This window comes from Microlunatus parietis, assembly GCF_013407955.1.
Lineage (GTDB): Bacteria > Actinomycetota > Actinomycetes > Propionibacteriales > Propionibacteriaceae > Microlunatus > Microlunatus parietis.
On sequence record NZ_JACCBU010000001.1, the window covers coordinates 6,156,187 to 6,174,531 of the forward strand.

An 18,345-nucleotide genomic window follows, 5' to 3' on the forward strand; every position below is an offset into this window, starting at 1 on the left:
GTTTTTCACGTTACGTGAAAAACCGACCGGCGCCGATCAGGAGGGGTCGGCCAGCGTGACGTCGACGGACAGCTCGCCGTCGCCCGCGACCCACTCGACGTCGCCGGTGATCCGGCCGACGGCCCGAAGATCGGCCTCGACCGCGCGGACCCGGTCCAGGGTCCCGGCCGGCCCGGCGAACACGGCTCGGGTGATCTCGGTCTTCATCGACACCTTCGCGGTCGACTTGGCGCCACGGATCGCGATCAGAGCGGCGGCCACGTCGGCCAGCAGCTGGCGGTCACCGGCCTCGGTGTCGAGCTCGTCGACGATCGGCCAGGTCGCGTGGTGCACCGAGCCCGGCTTCCACCAGGACCAGACCTCTTCGGTGACGTACGGCAGGATCGGCGCGAACAGGCGCAGGATCACGTCCAGCGCCTGGGTCAGCGCGGCCCGGGCCGAGTCGGCGCCCGCTTCGCCCACGGAGCCGTACGCGCGTTCCTTGACCAGTTCGAGGTAGTCGTCGCAGAACTGCCAGAAGAACCGTTCGGTCACCTCGAGCGCCGTCGTGTAGTCGTACGCGTCGAAGTGCTTGGTCGCTGCCGTGATCACCGTACGCAACTCGGCCAGCATGGCCAGGTCGGCCGGCTCGGTGATCTTCGCGCCGGGCGCCGCCTCGGGGTAGCCGAGGATCAGCTTGCTCGCGTTCAGCACCTTCATCGCGAGCCGCCGGCCGACCTTCATCTGGGTCTCGTCGAACGGGGAGTCCAGCCCGGGCCGGGCCAGCGCGGCGCGCCAGCGCACGGCGTCGGTGCCGAACTTGTCCAGCACCTCGGTCGGCACGGTCGCGTTGCCCTTGGACTTGCTCATCTTCTTGCGGTCCGGGTCGGTCACGAAGCCGCTGATCATGGACCGGGCCCAGGGCAGCGAGTCGTTCTCGAAGTGCGACCTGATCACCCGGTCGAACAGCCAGGTCCGGATGATGTCGTGCGCGTTCGTGTTCAGGTCCATCGGGAACGTGAGCGTGAACAGCTCCGGGTCCCGTTCCCAGCCGCAGACGATCTGCGGGGTCAGGGACGAGGTGGCCCAGGTGTCCATCACGTCCGGGTCGCCGATGAAGCCGCCGGGCATCCCGCGTTGATCATCGGCATAGCCGGCCGGGGTGTCGCTGCTCGGGTCGACCGGAAGCGCGGATTCCTCGGCGAACAAGGGATTCGCGTAGTCCGGCTCACCTTGATCATCGAGCGGGTACCAGACCGGGAACGGCACGCCGAAGAAGCGCTGCCGGGAGATCAGCCAGTCGCCGTTCAGCCCGCCGACCCAGTCCTCGTAGCGGTGCCGCATGTGCTCCGGCACCCAGCCCAGCTCGCGGCCGCGCTGCAGCAGCCGGTCCCGCAGCTCGGCGTCCCGGCCGCCGTTGCGGATGTACCACTGCCGGGTGGAGACGATCTCCAGCGGCTTGTCGCCCTTCTCGAAGAAGTTCGCCTTGCGCTGGGTCGGCTTCGGCTCGCCGTCAAGATCACCGGACTCGCGGAGCAGGCCCACCATCGCCTCGCGGGCGCTGAACGTCGTCTTGCCGGCCAGCTGCTCATACGCCGAGCGGCCGGCCGCCGGGATCCACTCCGGCACCTCGGCCAGGATCCGGCCGTCCCGCCCGATGATCACCCGGGCCGGCAGCTGCAGCTCCCGCCACCAGGTCACGTCGGTCTGGTCGCCGAACGTACAGCACATCACCAGGCCGGAGCCGAGGTCCTTCTCCACCAGCGGATGGCTGAGCACCGGCAGTTCCACGCCGAACACGGGGCTGGTCACCGTCTGCCCGACCAGGTCGGTGAACCGCTCGTCCTCCGGATGGACCAGCAGCGCCACGCAGGCCGCGATCAGCTCCGGCCGGGTGGTCTCGATGTGCACCGGTCCCTCGGGTGCGTGGAAGGCGACCCGGTGGAACGCGCCGGGATAGTCCCGGGCCTCCACCTCGGCCTGCGCGATCGCGGACTGGAACGTCACGTCCCACACGGTCGGTGCCTCGGCCAGGTAGGCCTCGCCGCGCGCCGCGTTGCGCAGGAAGGCCCGCTGAGCCACCGAGATCGAGTCGTCGGAGATCGTCGTGTAGAGCGTCGACCAGTCCACGCTCAGGCCGACCTGGCGCCACAGGTTCTCGAACGCCTTCTCGTCCACCTCGGTCAATTCGTGGCAGAGCGCGACGAAGTTGCGCCGGCTGATCGGCACCTGGCGCTTCGGGTCCGGTTTGGCGGGCGGCGTGAAATCGGGGTCGTACGGCACCGTCGGGTCGCACCGGACGCCATAGAAGTTCTGCACCCGGCGCTCGGTGGGCAGGCCGTTGTCGTCCCAGCCGATCGGGTAGTACACGGACTTGCCGGTCATCCGCTGGTAGCGCGCGATCAGATCCGTGTGGGTGTAGGAGAACACGTGCCCCACGTGCAGCGACCCGGACACCGTCGGCGGCGGGGTGTCGATGCTGAACACCTGGTCCCGGCGCTCCGGCCGGACGAACGCGTACGTCCCGTCGGCGTCCCAGCGGGCCGACCACTTGGCCTCCAGCCCCTCCAGCGCCGGCCTCTCCGGCACCGCCCGTACGACGACGGCCTCGGGCGCTGCTGCCGGAGGTGTCGTACGGGGTGCTGTCGAGGTATCGGTCATAGCGCTCGATCTTACGGAACCCGGCCCGTCGGTCGCACATCCATTGCGCGGCCCCGCCCGTATCTCCCTTGCCGCCGGGCGCCGCGCGGCGTAACGTACTCAGTGAACGAAAAAACATTCTGTTTTCAGAGTCTTCAGGAGGGGTCGTGCCGTCGGCGTTCACCGAGCGGGACCGGGAGCGGATCGAGGGGAAGCTGCTCGAGACCGGCTTCCGGCTGTTCACCACCCAGGGGCTGCGCAAGACCTCGCTGGACGACCTGGTGCGGCCGGCCGGCATCGCGAAGAGCACCTTCTACCGGTTCTTCGACTCGAAGGAGGAGTTGTACGTCGCGCTGATATTCCGCCAGGTGCCGGAACTGCGCGCGGGGATCCTCGCCGTCCTCGACGACGAATCGCTCGGCGTCGCCGAACGACTGCGGCGCTACCTGCATGCGGCGCTCGACATCCAGCGGAACAACCCGCTCTATCGACGGCTGCTGACCCATCCCGACGAGCTCGAACTGGTGGCGGCGAGGACGTCGCCGGACCGGCTCGAGGAGACGAAACGGCTGATCGTCGAGCCGTCCCTGGAATTCCTGCAGCGCGCCCGCAAGAACGGCGATCTGGTCGACGTCGAACCCGGCATCGTGTTCGGCGTCGTCCAGGCGGTGCTCACCGTGCCGCTCCAGGAGCAGATGTTCGACCCGGCGACGTATGAGCCGGCGTTGGACCTGCTGATCGACATCGTGGCGACCGGCTTGACCCGGTCCCACGGAAAGGACCATTCATGATCACGGTGGAGGGTTTGACCTTCCGCTATCCCGGCAGTGCCGAACCCGCGGTGCGGGGGATGGACTTCGAAGTGGGTCGCGGCGAGATCTTCGGCTTCCTCGGGCCCAGCGGCGCCGGGAAGTCGACCACGCAGAAGATCTTGATCGGCCTGCTGACCGGGCACGGCGGCCGCATTTCCGTCTGGGGCAAGGAACCCGCCGACTGGGGCCCGGACTACTACGAGCGGGTCGGCGTCTCGTTCGAGCTGCCGAACCACTACCTGAAGCTCACCGCGCGAGAGAACCTCGAGTTCTTCGCCTCGCTGTACGCGGGGGTGACCCGTGACCCGCTCGAACTGCTCGACCTGGTCGGGCTGGCCGGCGACGCGGACACTCGGGTGGGCAAGTTCTCCAAGGGGATGCAGATGCGGCTGGTGTTCGTCCGCGCGCTGCTGCACAACCCGGAGCTGTTGTTCCTCGACGAGCCGACGTCGGGTCTCGACCCGACCAACGCCCGCAAGGTGAAGGACCTCGTGCTGGCCGAGAAGGCCCGCGGCAAGACGGTCTTCCTGACCACCCACGACATGGCGACCGCCGACGAACTCTGCGATCGGGTCGCGTTCGTCGTCGACGGCCGGATCGTCGCGTTGAACTCGCCGCGCGAGCTCAAGGTGGAACGCAGCCAGCGTCGGGTCCGGGTCGAATACCGGGACCGGAGCGGCGAGTTGGCCCGGCGGGATTTCGGCATGGACCGGCTGGCCGAGGACGACGATTTCCTTGCCCTGTTGAAGAACGAGGCGGTGGAGACGATCCACAGCAAGGAGGCCACCCTGGACGACGTGTTCGTCGAGGCGACCGGGCGGCGGCTGACGTGAGCCGCCTTGGCGTCGCCCTGCGGGCCGAGTTCCGGCTCCAGTGGCGCTACCGCTTCCTGCAGGCAGGCATCTTCTCCGGCTTCATGTGGTTGTTGATCTTGCTGCCGTTGCCGCACGACCTGCGGTCGATGGCCGAGCCGTACGTGATCCTCGGGGACCTGTCGATCGTCGGCTGGTTCTTCATCGCCGGCGCGGTGTTCTTCGAGAAGGGGGACCGCACCCTGAATGCGCTGGTGGCCACTCCGCTGCGCTTCAGTGAGTACCTGGCGTCGAAGTTGATCACGTTGATCCTGCTGTCCACCGTGCTGGCGGTCTTCGTCGCGACGGTCACCCACGGCACCGGCTACGACCTGCGGCTGCTGCTGCTCGGGGCCGTCCCCGGAACGCTGGTGATGTTGCTGGCCGGTTTCGTCTCCTCGATGCCGTTCACCTCGGTGAGCAACTGGTTCCTGCCGTCGACGATCCCGCTGGCGGTGCTCACCTTCCCGGCCTTCCATCTGGCCGGGATCCTCGAACAGCCTTGGATGTATGCGATCCCGACCCTGGGCCCGTTGCTGTTCCTCGGCGCTGCGTTCGGCCAGACCACGCTCGCGGCCTGGCAGATCGCCTACGGCCTGATCTACCCGCTGATCTTCGCCACTCTGCTCTGGCTGCCGGCCCGCTATCTGTTCGATCGCCACGTCGTGGCCAAGACCGGGGGTGAATGATCATGAACACGCTGCTGGCGCTGGGGCGCAATGATCTTCGCGGGATCCGCCGTGAGTCGTTGTTCGCCTTCGTCCTGTTCGCACCGCTCGGCTGGATCGCCCTGGTCAGGTTCGGTACGCCCGCGGCGGCCGCGATGACCGCCGACCGGTACGGGCTCGATCTGACGCCCTACCACCCGGTGATCCTGACCGGTTTCCTGTTGTTGACCAGCCCGATCGTGGTCGGCGCGCTGGGTGCGTTCCTGGTCCTGGACGAGCGGGACGGCGGCACCATCGCGGCGCTGCGGGTCTCGCCGGCCCGGATGAGCACGTACCTCGGCTACCGGGCGATCACGGTGGTCGTGGTCACCGCGCTGTATGTGATCCTCACCCTGCCGGCCTCCGGGTTGCTCCCGCTCGACCAGTGGCCGGCACTGATCCCGGTCGGGCTGCTGGCCGGGCTGTCCGGCGTGGTGATCTCGCTGGCCCTGCTGGCGTTCGCGCGGAACAAGGTCGAGGGGCTGGCCGGTGTCCGGGCGATCGGGATCGTGGTGGCCGGTCTGCCCCTGATCCCGTACTTCCTGGGACCGGAATGGCAGTACCCGTTCTGGCTGCTGCCGACCTACTGGCCGGCCAAGGCGTACTGGCTGATCAGCACGGGTGATCCGTGGTGGCCGTACCTGATCGGCGGGGTGATCTACCAGCTGCCGCTGATCGCCCTGCTGTACCGCAGATTCCTGCGCAGTCTCGGCTGAGGCCGCGGCGGATCCCTAATATCACGTGCCATTCGGGTCGTCATTTCTTAATTCCAATTTCAGACGGCCCTCTAGACAGATTTGAGTTGGGTTCGTATGTTTATCGGTCGTAAGGCCGTGTATCACCTCAGCTCGGGGGATCGAAGGGTCCGACTGCTGGTCCGGAGTCGCCGAAACGACTTCGGAGAACCTATCCCGAGGAGTGATCATGTCTATCCTTAAGCCATTGGTCAAAGGTGTCGTCGCCGGTGCAGCCGTGCTGGCGACCACCTTCGCCGGCCTCACCACCGCAAGCGCCGAAACCGGAGTGATCGAGCTCAAGGGCGTCAAGGGTGAACTGACTCGAACCCAGGTCTCGACCTACGTGACCGACAGCCTCGAGTATCAGCTGTATCGCGAACTCAGGGAGCACGGGGCCACCAAGGCCCAGGCCGCCGTGCTGGCCGACAAGATCACCGATCGATTGAAGAGCCGGGTGAAGACCCAGCTGCCCACCAAGGGAACGGTGACCAAGGGGTCCGTGCGCAAGCTCGAGGCGTCCATGGAACGCGATCTCGAGCGGACGATGGGCACCAAGGTCGATCTGAAACTCGACCGCGGAACGCTCGCACCGACGCTCGATCTGCCGGGCGGTCTCGACCTCGCCGGACTGCTGGGCAAGGTGCTCGGCCTGGTCGGCAGCCTGCTGGACACCGTGATCGGGCTGCTGGGTGGCCTCGGTGGCGGCGGATTGCCGGAACTGCCGGAGCTCCCGGAGTTGCCGGAACCGGAACTGCCGGTCGGTGAATGAGTCCGAGTTGAATCCTTCGGCGGCGGCTGCGCGGTCAGTAGACCGTGTAGCCGCCGTCGATCACGACCACCGAGCCGGTCATGAACGCGGCGGCGTCCGACGCGAGATAGACCACGGTCGGCGCAATCTCCTCCGGCATTGCGTAGCGCTGCTGCACTGAGTCGTCGATCCAGCGGGCTTTGAATTCGGGCCGGTCCACCGGTGCCATATCCGTTTTGACATATCCCGGCGCGACGGCGTTCACGCGAATTCCGTACGGCGCCCATTCTGCGGCCAACGACTTCGTCAGTTGGTGGACGGCGGCCTTCGACGCATTGTAGGAGGCCTGCCACTGCGGTCGATTTACGATGATCGAGGAGATCGATCCGACATTGACGATGCTGCCGCCGCCGGACTCCTTCATGATCCGGGCCGCGGCGATCGAGGTGGTCCAGACCGACTTGAGGTTGAGGTCGAGCACCGTGTCGAACTCGGACTGCGGAACCTCGAAGGTCGGCCGGTGGATCGCGATCCCGGCGTTGTTGATCACGATGTCCAGCCCGCCCAGCGCGGCGGCCGACTCGGTGACGATCCGCTCGGCGTCGGTGACCAGGTCACCGGTGACCACCTGGACCGGATGGCCCTCGTCGCGCAGCGTCGCCGCCGCCTCCTCGTTGCGGGCCTGATCGCGGGCGGTGATCACCACCTCGGCGCCGGCCTCGGCCAGTCCGCGGGCGAAGGCGAGCCCGAGCCCCCGATTCCCGCCGGTGACCAGCGCCTTCCGCCCGGTCAGCCGGAACGTGTCCAGTACGTGCACGGTGCCTCCCTCTCTCGCCGACTCCGTACCTGAATGTACGGGGATGCCGACGTCACCGGGCGGCGGGGAGCCGGAAGCCGTCTCCGGACCGGGGACGCTTCGTCGCGGCGATGGTGAAGGTCAGCGGCAGCCGCTCCGGGTGGTCGGTGAGCCGCCACTCGCCGTTGCCGAGCTGCGTCATCCGGCCCGGGATCGCCTCGTGCGGCGCCGTGTCGTGCTCCTCGAACAGGGTCAGCTCCAGGCCGTGCCGGAGCAGCGCGGTGATCAACTCGCCGAGCCCGTGGTTCCACTGGTAGCTGGTCGTGTGGGTGATCTTGTGATCGGTCTGGACGTAGGTACCGTCGCCGTCCCAGATCAGCGGCTCGGTCTCGAAGTACGGGTACTCGAGCGTGAGCAGGCCGTCCGGCCGGGATTCGTTGGTGGCATGGAGCATCGGGTGTCCGTCGCGCAGGAACAGCCCGCCGCCGGGCCGGAGCAGTTCGGCGACGACCTGGGCCCAACGGTCGATGTCGGGCAGCCAGCACAGCGCTCCGATGCTCGTATAGACGAGATCGAAGCCACCGCCTTGATCAAGATCGGATCCGGCATCAAGAGCTGCGGGGGCGGAGTAGACGTCGGCGACGACGAAGTCGGCCTGGGCCGAGGTGCGGGCCGCCAGTTCGCGGGCATGGTCGATCGAGACCGGTGAGAGGTCGACGCCGGTGATCTTCGCGCCCAGCCGGGCCAGCGAGATCGTGTCCGTACCGATATGGCACTGCAGATGCACCGTGCGCAGGCCGCGCACGTCACCGAGCCGCTGTGCATCGAACCGGACCACGTCACTGAGGAACTCGGGGTCGTCGAAGTCGGCGACCCGATAATCGGGAGACGCGACGTGGGCGACCGCCCGATCGTCCCAATTCGCGCGGTTCGCGGTCAGGTAGGCAGGCTCAGGCATCCCGCCATGATCACGAAAGCTTCCGGGCCGTGGCAATCGGTTATTCCTCCGGCAGAGCGGCGCGCAGCTCCCGCGCCAACTCGTCCATCCGCTCGGTCGGCACCCACTCCTCGCGGGGATGCTTCAGGTAACCGAAGACGTTCGGCCCGATCAACTCCGGGGCAAGATCAGCAGCGCGCGGCACCAGGTGGATGTGCAGGTGGCTGAAGCCTTCGGCCTCGGCGAACATCATCTGGTACGTCTTCACACAGCCGACCACCTTCTGGAGGGCGCGGGAGAGACCGAGCAGCATCGGCCCGACCTCGGCCGCCGCGGCCTCGGTCAGCTCGGCGAAGCTCGTGACGTGCCGGGTCGGCAGGAACACGAGCCAGCCGGCGAGAGCGGAGTCGAACGCATGGGCGACCCGCCAGTGCTCGGTGCGAACCACCTGCTCCCGGTCCGGCAGGGCTGCGGCGGCGGTCTGCGTACAGGCAAAGCAGTCTGTGGTGTTCATCCGTCCCGACCCTAGGACACTAGACTGTGCTGGCTATGTCACATGCCGAACTCGTCGCCACCCTCACCGCTCGCTGGCCGGAACACCGGGTCGCGCCGAGCCTCGGTCGGGTGCAGGCCTTGATGGACCTGCTGGGTGAACCGCAGAAGACGTACCCGGTGATCCATGTTGCGGGGACGAACGGCAAGGGCTCGACGGCAGCCATGATCGAATCGCTGTTGCGGGCTGCGGGCTTGCGTACCGGAAGGTTTTCGAGCCCGCACCTGACCAGTGTCACCGAGCGGATCATGATCGACGGCCGGCCGATCGACGAGGAACGTTTCGACGCGACCTGGGCCGACATCGAGCCGTACGTGACGATGGTGGACGAGCGCAAGATCGACGGCGTCGCGATGACCTTCTTCGAGATCATCACCGCGATGGCGTTCGCCGCCTTCGCCGATGCGCCGGTCGATGTGGCCGTGATCGAGGTCGGGCTGGGCGGCACCTGGGACGCCACCAACGTCGCCGACGGTGCGGTCGCGGTGATCACTCCGATCGATCTCGATCACACCCATCTGCTGGGCTCGACGGTCGACAAGATCGCGGGGGAGAAGGCCGGCATCATCAAACCCGGCGCCCAGGCGATCCTCGCCGGACAGCCGGTGGAGGCCGCGACGAGGCTGCTGGCGCGCAGTGCGGAGGTCGGTGCTCTGGTACAGCGGGACGGGATCGACTTCGGTCTGCTCTCGCGCAGCGTCGCGGTCGGTGGCCAGCTGATCCGCCTCAACGCGTCGGGCGGACCGGTCGACGACATCTTCCTCCCGCTGCACGGCGGGCATCAGGCGGACAACGCCGCCCTGGCCGTCGCGGCCGTCGAGGCGTTCCTCGGCATGCGGGCGCTGGAGCCGGACGTGATCCGGGCCGGCCTCGCGGAGGTACGGATGCCGGGGCGCCTCGAAGTGATCCGGAGGTCGCCCACGGTCGTCCTGGACGCCGCCCACAATCCGCACGGTACTCGCGCAGCGGCCACCGGCATGGCCGAGGCGTTCGGCTTCAGCCCGCTGATCGGTGTGATCGCCGTGATGCGGGACAAGGACGCGCGCGGCCTGCTGACCGAACTCGCCGAGACCGTCGACCGGGTTGTCGCCACCCAGGTGGCCTCGACCGATCGCGGCTTGCCCGCGGAAGCGCTCGGCGAGCTGGCGGCGGAGATCCTGGGGACCGAGCGGGTCCAGGTCGAGCCCCGCCTCGACGACGCCATCGAGACCGCGATCGCCCTCGCCGACTCCGATGAGTACGGCAACGCGGGCGTCCTCATCACCGGCTCCGTGATCGCCGTCGGTGAGGCCCGGACACTGCTGGCCGGCAACGAGCCCTGGCCGGTGAACGGCGGCGAAGCGGCCGTCGAGGCGGAGGACGAGCCGGAGGACGAGGACCCGGAGCCCGAGGACTGGAGCCGGGACGATCTCGACGGCTTCGACTACGCGCCGCCGCAGATCCGGCGCGCTCCGGCCGAGGACCCGTTGCGGCCGCTGGTCGGCGACGACCCCGAGGACGACCGTCGATGAGGCTCGCCGCGGACAACCCGATGCGGATGCCGCTGATGATCACCCTGATCTTCGAGGTGATCGTGTTCGGACTGTCGATCCCGGTGATGATCCTCATCTCGGGCCTGCCCGGCTGGGTCGCCGGCGGCCTCGGCGGCCTGGCCGCCCTGCTGGCCCTGGCGAGCGCCGGCCTGCTGCGCTCCGCGGCCGGCTACCCGCTCGCCTGGCTGACTCAGGTCGCCGGCATCGCCCTCGGCTTCGCGAACGCGGCCATGTTCCTCGTCGGCGCCATCTTCGCCGGCGTCTGGCTGCTGTTCTTCGTCCTCGGACGACGGCTGGAGCGCGGCGTACCGGGTGGCGGTGGAGCCGCCACCGGCTGAGTGCGGTTGGGGCCGCGCTCGATAAGGTGCAGCCATGACTGACACCCCGACCCCGCCGGCCCAGCGCTCCTTCGTCCTGATCAAGCCCGACGCCGTCCGGCGTGGACTGGTCGGAGCCGTGCTGAGCAGGCTGGAGAACAAGGGCCTGTCGATCGTCGCCATGGAGCTGCGCCAGGTGAACGATGAGTTGTCCGATCAGCACTATGCGGAGCACGTGGAGAAGGCCTTCTACCCGCCTCTGCGCACCTTCGTGACCTCGGGCCCGTCGGTGGCGCTGGTGGTCGAGGGCGACGAGGCCATCGAGGTCGTGCGGCTGCTGAACGGGGCCACCGACGGCCGCAAGGCTGCCCCGGGGACCATCCGAGGCGACTACTCCCTGTCCAACCGCGAGAACCTCGTCCACGGCTCCGACTCACCTGAGTCCGCGAAGCGCGAGATCGACCTCTGGTTCCCCGGACTCGCCTGACGCAAGTTCCCACCTGAGTTATCAACAGGCGGACCGCCGCCGCTGAGTTATCCACAAGTTTCGATCCGCGCCTAGAGTTCGACGCCCACGGGATGCCATAGTGACCTCCATGGCAGGCCCGACGCAGTGGCTGCCGGTAGCTGCGGACCCAAGACCCAGCCCCGGCACCCGCAAACGCCCCCACCGCTGGCGCCCCCTCGCCGCGGCCCTCTTGGCCTGCCTGCTCCTATTGACCTTCGGGTGCCGCGATGGCACAGATCCGCCACCGTCGACGCCCAGTCCTTCCTCATCGAGCACTGGTACGACGGCAAGCCCGACGCCCGCACCGACTCCGGTATCAGCGCGAGACCAAGCGATAGCGGACTCGAAGCAGGCGTACATTGAGTTTTGGCGGGCTCAAGACAGGGTCTCCCAATCAGGTGGAGCCACGCGTATTCCCGCCTACATGGAAAAATTCCTAGATCCGAACGGACCAGCTCGAGAATCGTATCTCGACGAGATCCGATCACTGCGCTCTGGCGGTTTCAAAAGTACGGGATCCGCCATCCTTCGAAACTTTCGAATGCTTTCCATGTCTGAACTTGACGTAAGAAGTCCAGAAGTACGGTGGCACCTGTGCGTCGACCAGACAGACGTGAAGGTAACGAGGAGGGGCGCGCCGTACCAACATCCGCAGTTCCTCGATGAGCAGCCGCAACTTCGTCTAGACAAGACGTCGGGTCGCTGGCTGGTTTACCTAGTGTCATCGCGTGTGATCCCGAAGAACACGGGGTGTGCATAATGGGCTCAAAGATACTCTGGCCATTTGTCTTGGCAATTCTCTGCTTGACATTCCTGGGGCCGGGCGTCGTTGACGCGAAGGCTGAGGATCGACCCTGCCCGAACGGAACATACAAGCGAGTACATTCCAAAACTGGAGAAGTCACCTGTGTAGCCGGGACCCGCCAGCCCGACAGGGATAACGGCGGCGATTCTTGGACGAAACCGGGTGTACCGGATGACAGTGATGTTAGAACTCCTGACGAGTTACCGGAGGATCGATCAGAGTGGACCTGGTCCGAGGTGATGTACTACTCCGACCCGCAGCCTCAGTGTTGGGGGATCAATGACCCTGCTGCCTACGTTGAGTGTCAGGCAACGCAATGGGCGACGGCAGAGCTTACATATGAAGAATTTGTCGAGGAAATCGCTCAGGAGGTCATCTCCAGAATAAGATTTACCGCAGCGACTCCGATGCTGGGACCTGATCGAACACAACACGGCTACCCCTTCGATACAGCGGTTGGCTTTCCAATCTGGTTGTGGACTGAAGGGGGAACGGAGTCGGATTCTGTGGTCGAACGGAGTGGACCTCTAACCGTCTCCGTATCGGTCCGATTGACTGAAGTCGCGTGGGACTTGGGTGACGGAACGAAACTCCGCTGCAATCGGGGTACGTCATGGAGACCCGGAATCCCGGCGGGGAAGCCGTCGCCATCCTGTGGTCACATCTATACGTCGCCTGGCGTGTACAATGTCGTCGCCACTTCGCGCTGGGAACTGGCGTGGTCGGCAGGCGGCGAATCTGGAGTTACGAATCACACTATTGCAGTGCGGCGCACGTTTGAGGTCGGGGAGATTCATGTACTCGTTCGATAATACCGAAGTCTACGCACCGGGTAACTCGCTGCGATATCCGTGTCACTGTAGTCGAAGACCTGATCAAAGTCCGGGTCGAAGTGGAGTCCTGCCATGAGCCACACGGCAGTTGGCCGATGCACGAGTTAGTGCTGAAGGGAGTATAGGTGCGCAGGGTCAAGGATGCCGGTGTGGTAGTGCTGGCGGCAGTGCTCAGTTCTCTGCTGGTTGCGTGCGGCACCACCGTCCGCGTCGATGGGGCCAAAGTCGACAGCAATGTGCCATATCTTTCGGTCCTGGAACAAGCGTGGCGAGATGGCTCGGCATCAGATAAGTACGCCCAGTTGGCCAAGGAAACACATTGTTGGCTATTGAGAGATCCATCGACTGAGGCTCTACAGCCGCGCGCACTTTGTGGGCCTATCCGACACCTTAGCGATGAAGGCGCGCCGGGCGTTTTCGATGAGCTCAGGTTCGAGCCAAAGTTGGAGGGTGACGGCCAGGTCTCCGTTGACGCGTCGACGATTAGCGTTGGTCAGACTGGAATTGAACCTCCTGGTGGCGTGGAACTGTATCGGCCGGACGGCAAGGCCCCATTGGCGGCTGACCAGGTTCCGATGCCGGAAGCCCCACGAGCGGATCGGGGTGTCGTCGCGCTCGGCGACGATGAACTATTGGCAGGCGGAGGCGTACCGGCAAAGAACAACGTCATCTATACGCCGTCCGAAGATGTAAAGGTCGTGAAGTTCGGGCGCGTCCCTCGACTGCAAGGCGGCGGCGACGCTCCATACTACGATCCGGCAGAGAATGAAGAATTCCTCGCAATCACCGTCGAGATTGACCGGCAGGATGGAGGAGATGAGACGATCGAATCATCCCGTTCCTACTCCGTTCGTGTCGACGGTAAGATCAAAAGCATCACGGAAAATGTTCGAGATGCTTCGCAAGCGACGATAGTCGCATCAGTACCGATCGGGAAGGATGCTGAACTCATCGCCGGCGTAGCGGGACTAGACCAGACTATCTCATTTCGTACCGGTGAGCGTACGTCAAAGACTGCAGCGGGCTGGTATCGGGAAAAGTCTGAATTTGATCTGAATAAGAGTTTTGACGACAGAGTCAAGGTTGGCCAGTTTGAATGTCGTCACCGCGTCACTTTTGTGGGCATGGAAATCTCCGCGTACGACAGGCTTGAGGGTTGGGCGCCAGATGGTCAGATGTGGGTGTACCTAGATTGGGTTGATAGGCTAACCGAAACGGAGCCCCAAGTGACCCAGGCCGGGCTTTACCAGTACAAGGATGCTAAGATTGCTGCCACGGGTTCGGTGGCAGTTACTGTTGACGGCCGCGCTGCTGGGAAGGTTGTAAAGGGTGAGCCGGCCTCCGAAGGCTGGAACATACGGGAGGGCCGAGTGCTTCTGCAGGTTCCCGATTCCGCGAAGGAGATTGAGATAACCTACGGTCCAAAGGGGACATTCCAGGCGCGGTCCTATACTGACCCGAGCCCTAGGAATGGGTCCTTTTCATTCACTCCGATTACGTTCGGATTGTCCCTATCTTGAAGATAGCCGTGATTGCGGAGCGTGCTGAGGGTCAGATTGCTCTGACTGTGACTATCTCCTTCGAACCGGGATATAGCGGGCGCGAAGGCGCTTCGCGGCCGACCTGTCGCGGGGCTTCAGTCAAGTGCTCACTTGGCACCTAACGTAGACAAGGAGTCGGTTCGGGACCTATTGTGACTGGGGAGGTGGGCGATGAGTGAACCGGATGTAAGGCGGCTACGGGCAGGCGAAGAGCGTGAGGCCCTGGTCGGACGGGTGCGTGCCCGCTTTGGTATGACCAACCGTGACCGGAGTCAGGTTACGGACTGGCTCGAGGAGAGCGGTGCGGTCCCGATGGCGATCGCGGGCGCCGTACTGGGCGTGTTTCTGGTCGTGAAGATAGTGATTAGCGTTGTCGGTGGCAGTTAGCGGAAGATGAGTCATGGACGAAAAGGTGAATCTATCCGGAGCCTGGACTGATTTCTGGGACGCGGTCACGGACAAAGGTGGAGCTGGTTTAACTACTGGCGCAGCCTGGATTGGTCTATTGATAATTATCGGGGCACTTATCGTGTTCCTCTGGCGTCGGACCAGGGGATATGCAGATGAGAATGGCCCACGAGGTTGGGTTGTTTGGGCAATTCTATTTGGTGCCGTTTTGGCGGCTCCGGGTTTCTTGATGCCCGCAATACTTGGCCTAGTTGATCTGATCGCTAACACTGCGGTTGGTCTGTGGGATAGAGCCCAAAACTCATAGCCGCGGGGTGTCGACATGAACGGGCAACCTCTCTATTCACTTACGGACATGACTGGCCGTGAGGCATCCAACACTCGACATCAAACTGTCGGACCTGTCGATCTTCCTTACCGTGGTTTCATTGTAGGAACCATCGCGGCGATGGTCGGATTGGTCCCGACGTTGTTCCTCTGGATTATCGTCGGTCCTGTCGCAGTAGTGCTGCTCACTCTCATTGTTGCTATTTCGGTGTGGTTGTTTCACGGGGCGACGAGGCGCGGGCTCCAGGTTCGAAATTATCAGATGCTGGTAAATCGTCGAAACTCGATAATGAATCAGTTTATGCTTGGCCCGGTTGTGGTCAAGGTTCCGCATGATGACTGGGCCTTGCTTAAGCGAGGAAGTGTTGCGAACCCATCGAAGAAGGTGCGGCCGGACGAATTGCCGTTGAAGCCGGTCAGCACCGTCGCGCGCGTGACGTCGCTGTTCGACTGAGAAGATGTCAGGATGAATACTGCGGGCGTGAAGTTTGTCGGGCGTCTTGCGGGCGTTTTGGTTCTCTCGCTGCTCGCGCTTCTGCTCTGCGTGTCGCCAGCGTCGGCGAAACCAGATGACGATCTCGACGAGACACGCGGTGTGTGTGCGACGGGCAACGGAACAACCGATTATCAGTACCTCCCGGTGGAGCGCTGGTCAGGTGCAACGCAGCAGTTGCATGTCCGCTCCGGAGGTGGTACGCCATTTGATCTGGCACCTTTCCAGCGCCAGATGCAGGGGAGTACGTTCGCTGCGGGGGACTTCCTGTACTCAGTGACGACGAAGTTTGTCATGTGGTCCACCGAGTTTTGCCCGTTGGCTTCTGTGGGCGCGACGATCGATAACGCCGCCGCGCAGTTCGGACGTTCGTTGCTCGGCTCGCCGCTCTTGGCGGGTGTTGTCGCGCTGGCTGTTGCCGGGCTCCTGATTCAGGGATTGCGGCGAGAATCGGGATGGATGGCGCGCCTGCTGGTCAAGATGGTGATCGTCGGTGTGCTGGTGATGATGGTCGTCGGCGCGTCGGGCAGTCGCGTGGACAGTTCAGGAAACTTCGAGCCCGGAGAAGGATCGCCGGGATGGTTCGCCACCATGATCGACGAGGCGATAACTGAGATTGCTGCCGCTCCAGCTGCCGCGTTGAACACACCGCGTGTGGACGACGGCGTGGGTGTCGACACGGATCAATTGAGTTGCGGTGCCTATGTCAACGCGCTTCGGAAGGGATACGACGCCTCGGTCCAGCGCGGTGGAACGTTGATCGATGCGAAGTCGATCCCGGCTCAGACAGTTTCCAACCTGTGGCAGGTCTCGGGCTATCGGGCCTGGTCCGTCGGCCAGTTTGGTCGGGACAACCTGAACGGTCAGAATCGCGTCGCGTGCCGGATGCTCGACCACAACGCCGGCATTCCGGCGGGCGTCCAGACCTACGTGGTCGAGGGGCAAGGTGTGACCGAGAATGAGTCCGTTGCCACTCGGGCGGACGTCATGTCGCGTGTACCGGAGCAGCGGGTCCCCATCACGCAAGCCAAGGTGAATCCCAGCGCGCCGGCGTGGAAGCCGCTGAACCGCCAGGAGCAGGACCAGGCGTGGATCGCCTGGGCGGCGTGTGTTCCGCGGGACGGCCTGCTCGAGAATCTGGACAAGCGCGACGGATGGCATACCCCGCGCGGTCAGGAGTGGTTGATCAAGTCGAAGTCCGACCGAGCTGGGGCTGCCGAGGGTGAGAGCGAAGCCTTCGACCGCGCCTGCTTCGACTTCTTCAACAACGATGGGGACGAAGTCAACGACATCTTCGACTGGGGCGATGGCGACGGGGAACTGAAGAAGGTGGCGGGAGAGATGCCCGCCTCGATCTACGACTTCATCTCCTCGCTCCACGGCACCAACCAGGTTGCGAGCAGTTCCGCTGTGATCGGATACATGCTCTCTGCGATCGGCGTCGCGGCCGTGTTCGGAACGCTCGGTGCAGTGATCATGATCCTCAAGGCTGTGGCCGCGTTCATGCTGCTGTCGGTGATCTTCGTCGCGGTGCTGTGCCTGCTCCCGCGAGGTGACAATCATCGGCTGATCCGGTTCGTCAAGATCTACGTTGGGTTGTCGCTGACCGCGGCGTTCGCGATCTTCATCATGAGCCTGGTGACGCTGTTCACGAACGTCATCCTGAACATCATCAGGAACTTCGCCGGCCCGAACTCCGATATGACGTTGATCCTCGGCGGACTGGCCCCGGTGATGGCTGCCATCGCCTTGCACTTCGCGTTCCAGAAGGCGGGCATGCCTTCGCCGATGTCTGTACGCGGCGCAATGGCCTGGGGTGGAGCTCTGTCCGGGGGTGCCGGCCTCGGCGCGATTCGGACTGGTGGGCAGCAGCTCCTCGACGGTGCAAGAGGCCTGTTGAACCGCGGCCGGGGGCGTGGGTCGGACGGTGAGAACGCGGATGGCCGAGCTGGTCGCAACCTGGGGAAGCGGAACTCCGAACTGGCGACGACCCAGGCGATCCCGCCGAAGCGGCAGCCTGGCGTCAACGGCGCCGATATGAACTCCCCCGAGAGCATTCTGAACGACCCGAACTCGACGCCGGCCCAGCGTGCCGAAGCCAATCGGCGCAGGCGGGCGGCGGCAGCCAGCGCGAGTCGGAACTCGCCTGGGGATGGAACCACTGCTGCTGCTGCCTCGAGCCAGCCGAAGGTTGGTGCTGTACCTCGGAGTCTGGAGAAACCTAGTTCGCTTCACGGTGCGACGCCGGCTCAGGTCCGTGCTCTGGTGCCACAGAGCTGGATCGGAAAGCCGCTAAAGAAGGGTGTCGGCGAGCGGTTCCTCAATCCGCAGCGCCCAGGCGAATCGGTTTCGATTGAAGAAGGTTGGCCGGGGCACCCAGATCCGCTCCACTCAGGGCCATATGTAAAGATCAGTCGCAATGGTTCGATTCAACGGGTACCACTGCAAGGTAATCCACTGCTGAGAGAGACATCATGACGGATGACACTGAGTCCATATTGTGGCTAGCAGTAGAGGACTATTCCGGGCTCTGGGAGGCGGTTTGGGAATTGCGAGCGAACCACGCGGACATGGATTCTGAAGTACTGCTAGGGCGTGCGAAAGATGAATTGATCCGTCTGGTCGGTCACGACCTCATCCAGTTGTACCGTTGCCTCGAGCCCTATGGCGACATGACCGATGTCGAAAAACAGGAGGCGGTGGACCTTCTTCGCATGGATGCGAATTGGAATGAACCCGAGCCTGGGTCTGTGTCCATCCGGTTCGGTGCTACGCCGGCGGGTCGCGCTGCGGCTGGTGTGCCGGAACTGTGAGACGTCAC

The 18,345-nt window shown here is 64.6% G+C and carries 16 protein-coding genes; 12 read left to right on the forward strand and 4 right to left on the reverse strand.

Going from position 1 to position 18,345, the window contains the following annotated elements; all coding sequences use genetic code 11:
* Positions 1-36: 36 nt before the first annotated feature.
* Entirely contained in the window at positions 37-2,640 is a 2,604-nt protein-coding gene (gene valS / locus BKA15_RS29665; protein WP_179757139.1) for a valine--tRNA ligase, read from the reverse strand.
* A gap of 146 nt (positions 2,641-2,786) precedes the next feature.
* Between valS and BKA15_RS29670 the strand changes: the two genes are divergently transcribed.
* From BKA15_RS29670 to BKA15_RS29690, 5 genes are all read left to right on the forward strand, one after another.
* Entirely contained in the window at positions 2,787-3,410 is a 624-nt protein-coding gene (locus tag BKA15_RS29670) for a TetR/AcrR family transcriptional regulator (RefSeq protein ID WP_179757141.1), read from the forward strand.
* Entirely contained in the window at positions 3,407-4,264 is an 858-nt protein-coding gene (locus tag BKA15_RS29675; RefSeq protein ID WP_179757143.1) for an ABC transporter ATP-binding protein, read from the forward strand. Before BKA15_RS29670 ends, BKA15_RS29675 begins: the two co-directional genes overlap by 4 nt.
* Positions 4,261-4,971 carry a fluoroquinolone export ABC transporter permease subunit gene (locus BKA15_RS29680; protein WP_179757145.1) on the forward strand — a complete coding sequence of 237 codons (711 nt, stop codon included), beginning with the start codon at positions 4,261-4,263 and terminating at the stop codon, positions 4,969-4,971. Before BKA15_RS29675 ends, BKA15_RS29680 begins: the two co-directional genes overlap by 4 nt.
* A 2-nt stretch (positions 4,972-4,973) precedes the next feature.
* Positions 4,974-5,705, forward strand: coding sequence for an Rv2686c family ABC transporter permease subunit (locus tag BKA15_RS29685; RefSeq protein WP_179757147.1), 732 nt, complete (start codon positions 4,974-4,976; stop codon positions 5,703-5,705).
* Between the two features lie 208 nt (positions 5,706-5,913).
* Positions 5,914-6,495, forward strand: a complete 582-nt coding sequence (locus tag BKA15_RS29690) for a hypothetical protein (protein WP_179757149.1) — start codon at positions 5,914-5,916, stop codon at positions 6,493-6,495.
* Positions 6,496-6,529: 34 nt separating this feature from the next.
* Here BKA15_RS29690 and BKA15_RS29695 read toward each other — a convergent pair whose 3' ends face one another.
* From BKA15_RS29695 to BKA15_RS29705, 3 genes are read right to left on the reverse strand one after another with little or no spacing between them, the layout of a single operon-like run.
* Positions 6,530-7,291, reverse strand: coding sequence for an SDR family NAD(P)-dependent oxidoreductase (locus BKA15_RS29695; RefSeq protein WP_179757151.1), 762 nt, complete (start codon positions 7,289-7,291; stop codon positions 6,530-6,532).
* Positions 7,292-7,343: 52 nt separating this feature from the next.
* Positions 7,344-8,228, reverse strand: a complete 885-nt coding sequence (locus tag BKA15_RS29700; RefSeq protein ID WP_179757153.1) for a class I SAM-dependent methyltransferase — start codon at positions 8,226-8,228, stop codon at positions 7,344-7,346.
* Positions 8,229-8,268: 40 nt separating this feature from the next.
* The gene (locus BKA15_RS29705) at positions 8,269-8,721 is read right to left on the reverse strand and encodes an HIT family protein (RefSeq protein WP_179757155.1); all 453 of its coding nucleotides are present in this window, start codon (positions 8,719-8,721) and stop codon (positions 8,269-8,271) included.
* A gap of 35 nt (positions 8,722-8,756) precedes the next feature.
* On the opposite strand from BKA15_RS29705, the gene BKA15_RS29710 reads away from it, so the two are divergent.
* The 7 genes from BKA15_RS29710 to BKA15_RS29740 all read left to right on the forward strand — a co-directional run bounded on the left by BKA15_RS29710 (position 8,757) and on the right by BKA15_RS29740 (position 18,337).
* A complete protein-coding gene (locus tag BKA15_RS29710) occupies positions 8,757-10,271 on the forward strand; it encodes a bifunctional folylpolyglutamate synthase/dihydrofolate synthase (RefSeq protein ID WP_179757157.1) in 1,515 nt (504 codons plus the stop codon).
* Positions 10,268-10,630, forward strand: a complete 363-nt coding sequence (locus BKA15_RS29715) for a DUF4233 domain-containing protein (protein ID WP_218871634.1) — start codon at positions 10,268-10,270, stop codon at positions 10,628-10,630. Before BKA15_RS29710 ends, BKA15_RS29715 begins: the two co-directional genes overlap by 4 nt.
* A gap of 34 nt (positions 10,631-10,664) precedes the next feature.
* Positions 10,665-11,096: a nucleoside-diphosphate kinase gene (ndk, locus tag BKA15_RS29720; protein WP_179757159.1), complete on the forward strand. Its 432-nt coding sequence runs from the start codon at positions 10,665-10,667 to the stop codon at positions 11,094-11,096.
* A 1,784-nt stretch (positions 11,097-12,880) separates the two neighbouring features.
* Positions 12,881-14,275, forward strand: coding sequence for a hypothetical protein (locus tag BKA15_RS29725; RefSeq protein ID WP_179757161.1), 1,395 nt, complete (start codon positions 12,881-12,883; stop codon positions 14,273-14,275).
* A 784-nt stretch (positions 14,276-15,059) separates the two neighbouring features.
* A complete protein-coding gene (locus BKA15_RS29730; RefSeq protein WP_179757163.1) occupies positions 15,060-15,485 on the forward strand; it encodes a hypothetical protein in 426 nt (141 codons plus the stop codon).
* A 12-nt stretch (positions 15,486-15,497) separates the two neighbouring features.
* Complete coding sequence (locus BKA15_RS29735; protein WP_179757165.1) at positions 15,498-18,002, forward strand: APC family permease; 2,505 nt, start codon at positions 15,498-15,500, stop codon at positions 18,000-18,002.
* On the forward strand, positions 17,999-18,337 hold the full coding sequence (locus tag BKA15_RS29740; RefSeq protein WP_179757167.1) for a hypothetical protein: 339 nt from the start codon (positions 17,999-18,001) through the stop codon (positions 18,335-18,337). The genes BKA15_RS29735 and BKA15_RS29740 overlap by 4 nt, the downstream gene beginning before the upstream one ends.
* Positions 18,338-18,345: the final 8 nt, after the last annotated feature.

What these genes read in the sequence shown, in the direction of transcription:
- BKA15_RS29730 (WP_179757163.1), top strand. Translation starts at nt 15,060, where the DNA reads ATGACTGGCCGTGAGGCATCCAACACTCGACATCAAACTGTCGGACCT.
- BKA15_RS29690 (WP_179757149.1), top strand. Translation starts at nt 5,914, where the DNA reads ATGTCTATCCTTAAGCCATTGGTCAAAGGTGTCGTCGCCGGTGCAGCC.
- BKA15_RS29710 (WP_179757157.1), top strand. Translation starts at nt 8,757, where the DNA reads ATGTCACATGCCGAACTCGTCGCCACCCTCACCGCTCGCTGGCCGGAA.
- BKA15_RS29675 (WP_179757143.1), top strand. Translation starts at nt 3,407, where the DNA reads ATGATCACGGTGGAGGGTTTGACCTTCCGCTATCCCGGCAGTGCCGAA.
- BKA15_RS29685 (WP_179757147.1), top strand. Translation starts at nt 4,974, where the DNA reads ATGAACACGCTGCTGGCGCTGGGGCGCAATGATCTTCGCGGGATCCGC.
- valS (WP_179757139.1), bottom strand. Translation starts at nt 2,640, where the DNA reads ATGACCGATACCTCGACAGCACCCCGTACGACACCTCCGGCAGCAGCG.
- BKA15_RS29705 (WP_179757155.1), bottom strand. Translation starts at nt 8,721, where the DNA reads ATGAACACCACAGACTGCTTTGCCTGTACGCAGACCGCCGCCGCAGCC.
- BKA15_RS29715 (WP_218871634.1), top strand. Translation starts at nt 10,268, where the DNA reads ATGAGGCTCGCCGCGGACAACCCGATGCGGATGCCGCTGATGATCACC.
- BKA15_RS29735 (WP_179757165.1), top strand. Translation starts at nt 15,498, where the DNA reads ATGAATACTGCGGGCGTGAAGTTTGTCGGGCGTCTTGCGGGCGTTTTG.
- BKA15_RS29700 (WP_179757153.1), bottom strand. Translation starts at nt 8,228, where the DNA reads ATGCCTGAGCCTGCCTACCTGACCGCGAACCGCGCGAATTGGGACGAT.
- ndk (WP_179757159.1), top strand. Translation starts at nt 10,665, where the DNA reads ATGACTGACACCCCGACCCCGCCGGCCCAGCGCTCCTTCGTCCTGATC.
- BKA15_RS29740 (WP_179757167.1), top strand. Translation starts at nt 17,999, where the DNA reads ATGACGGATGACACTGAGTCCATATTGTGGCTAGCAGTAGAGGACTAT.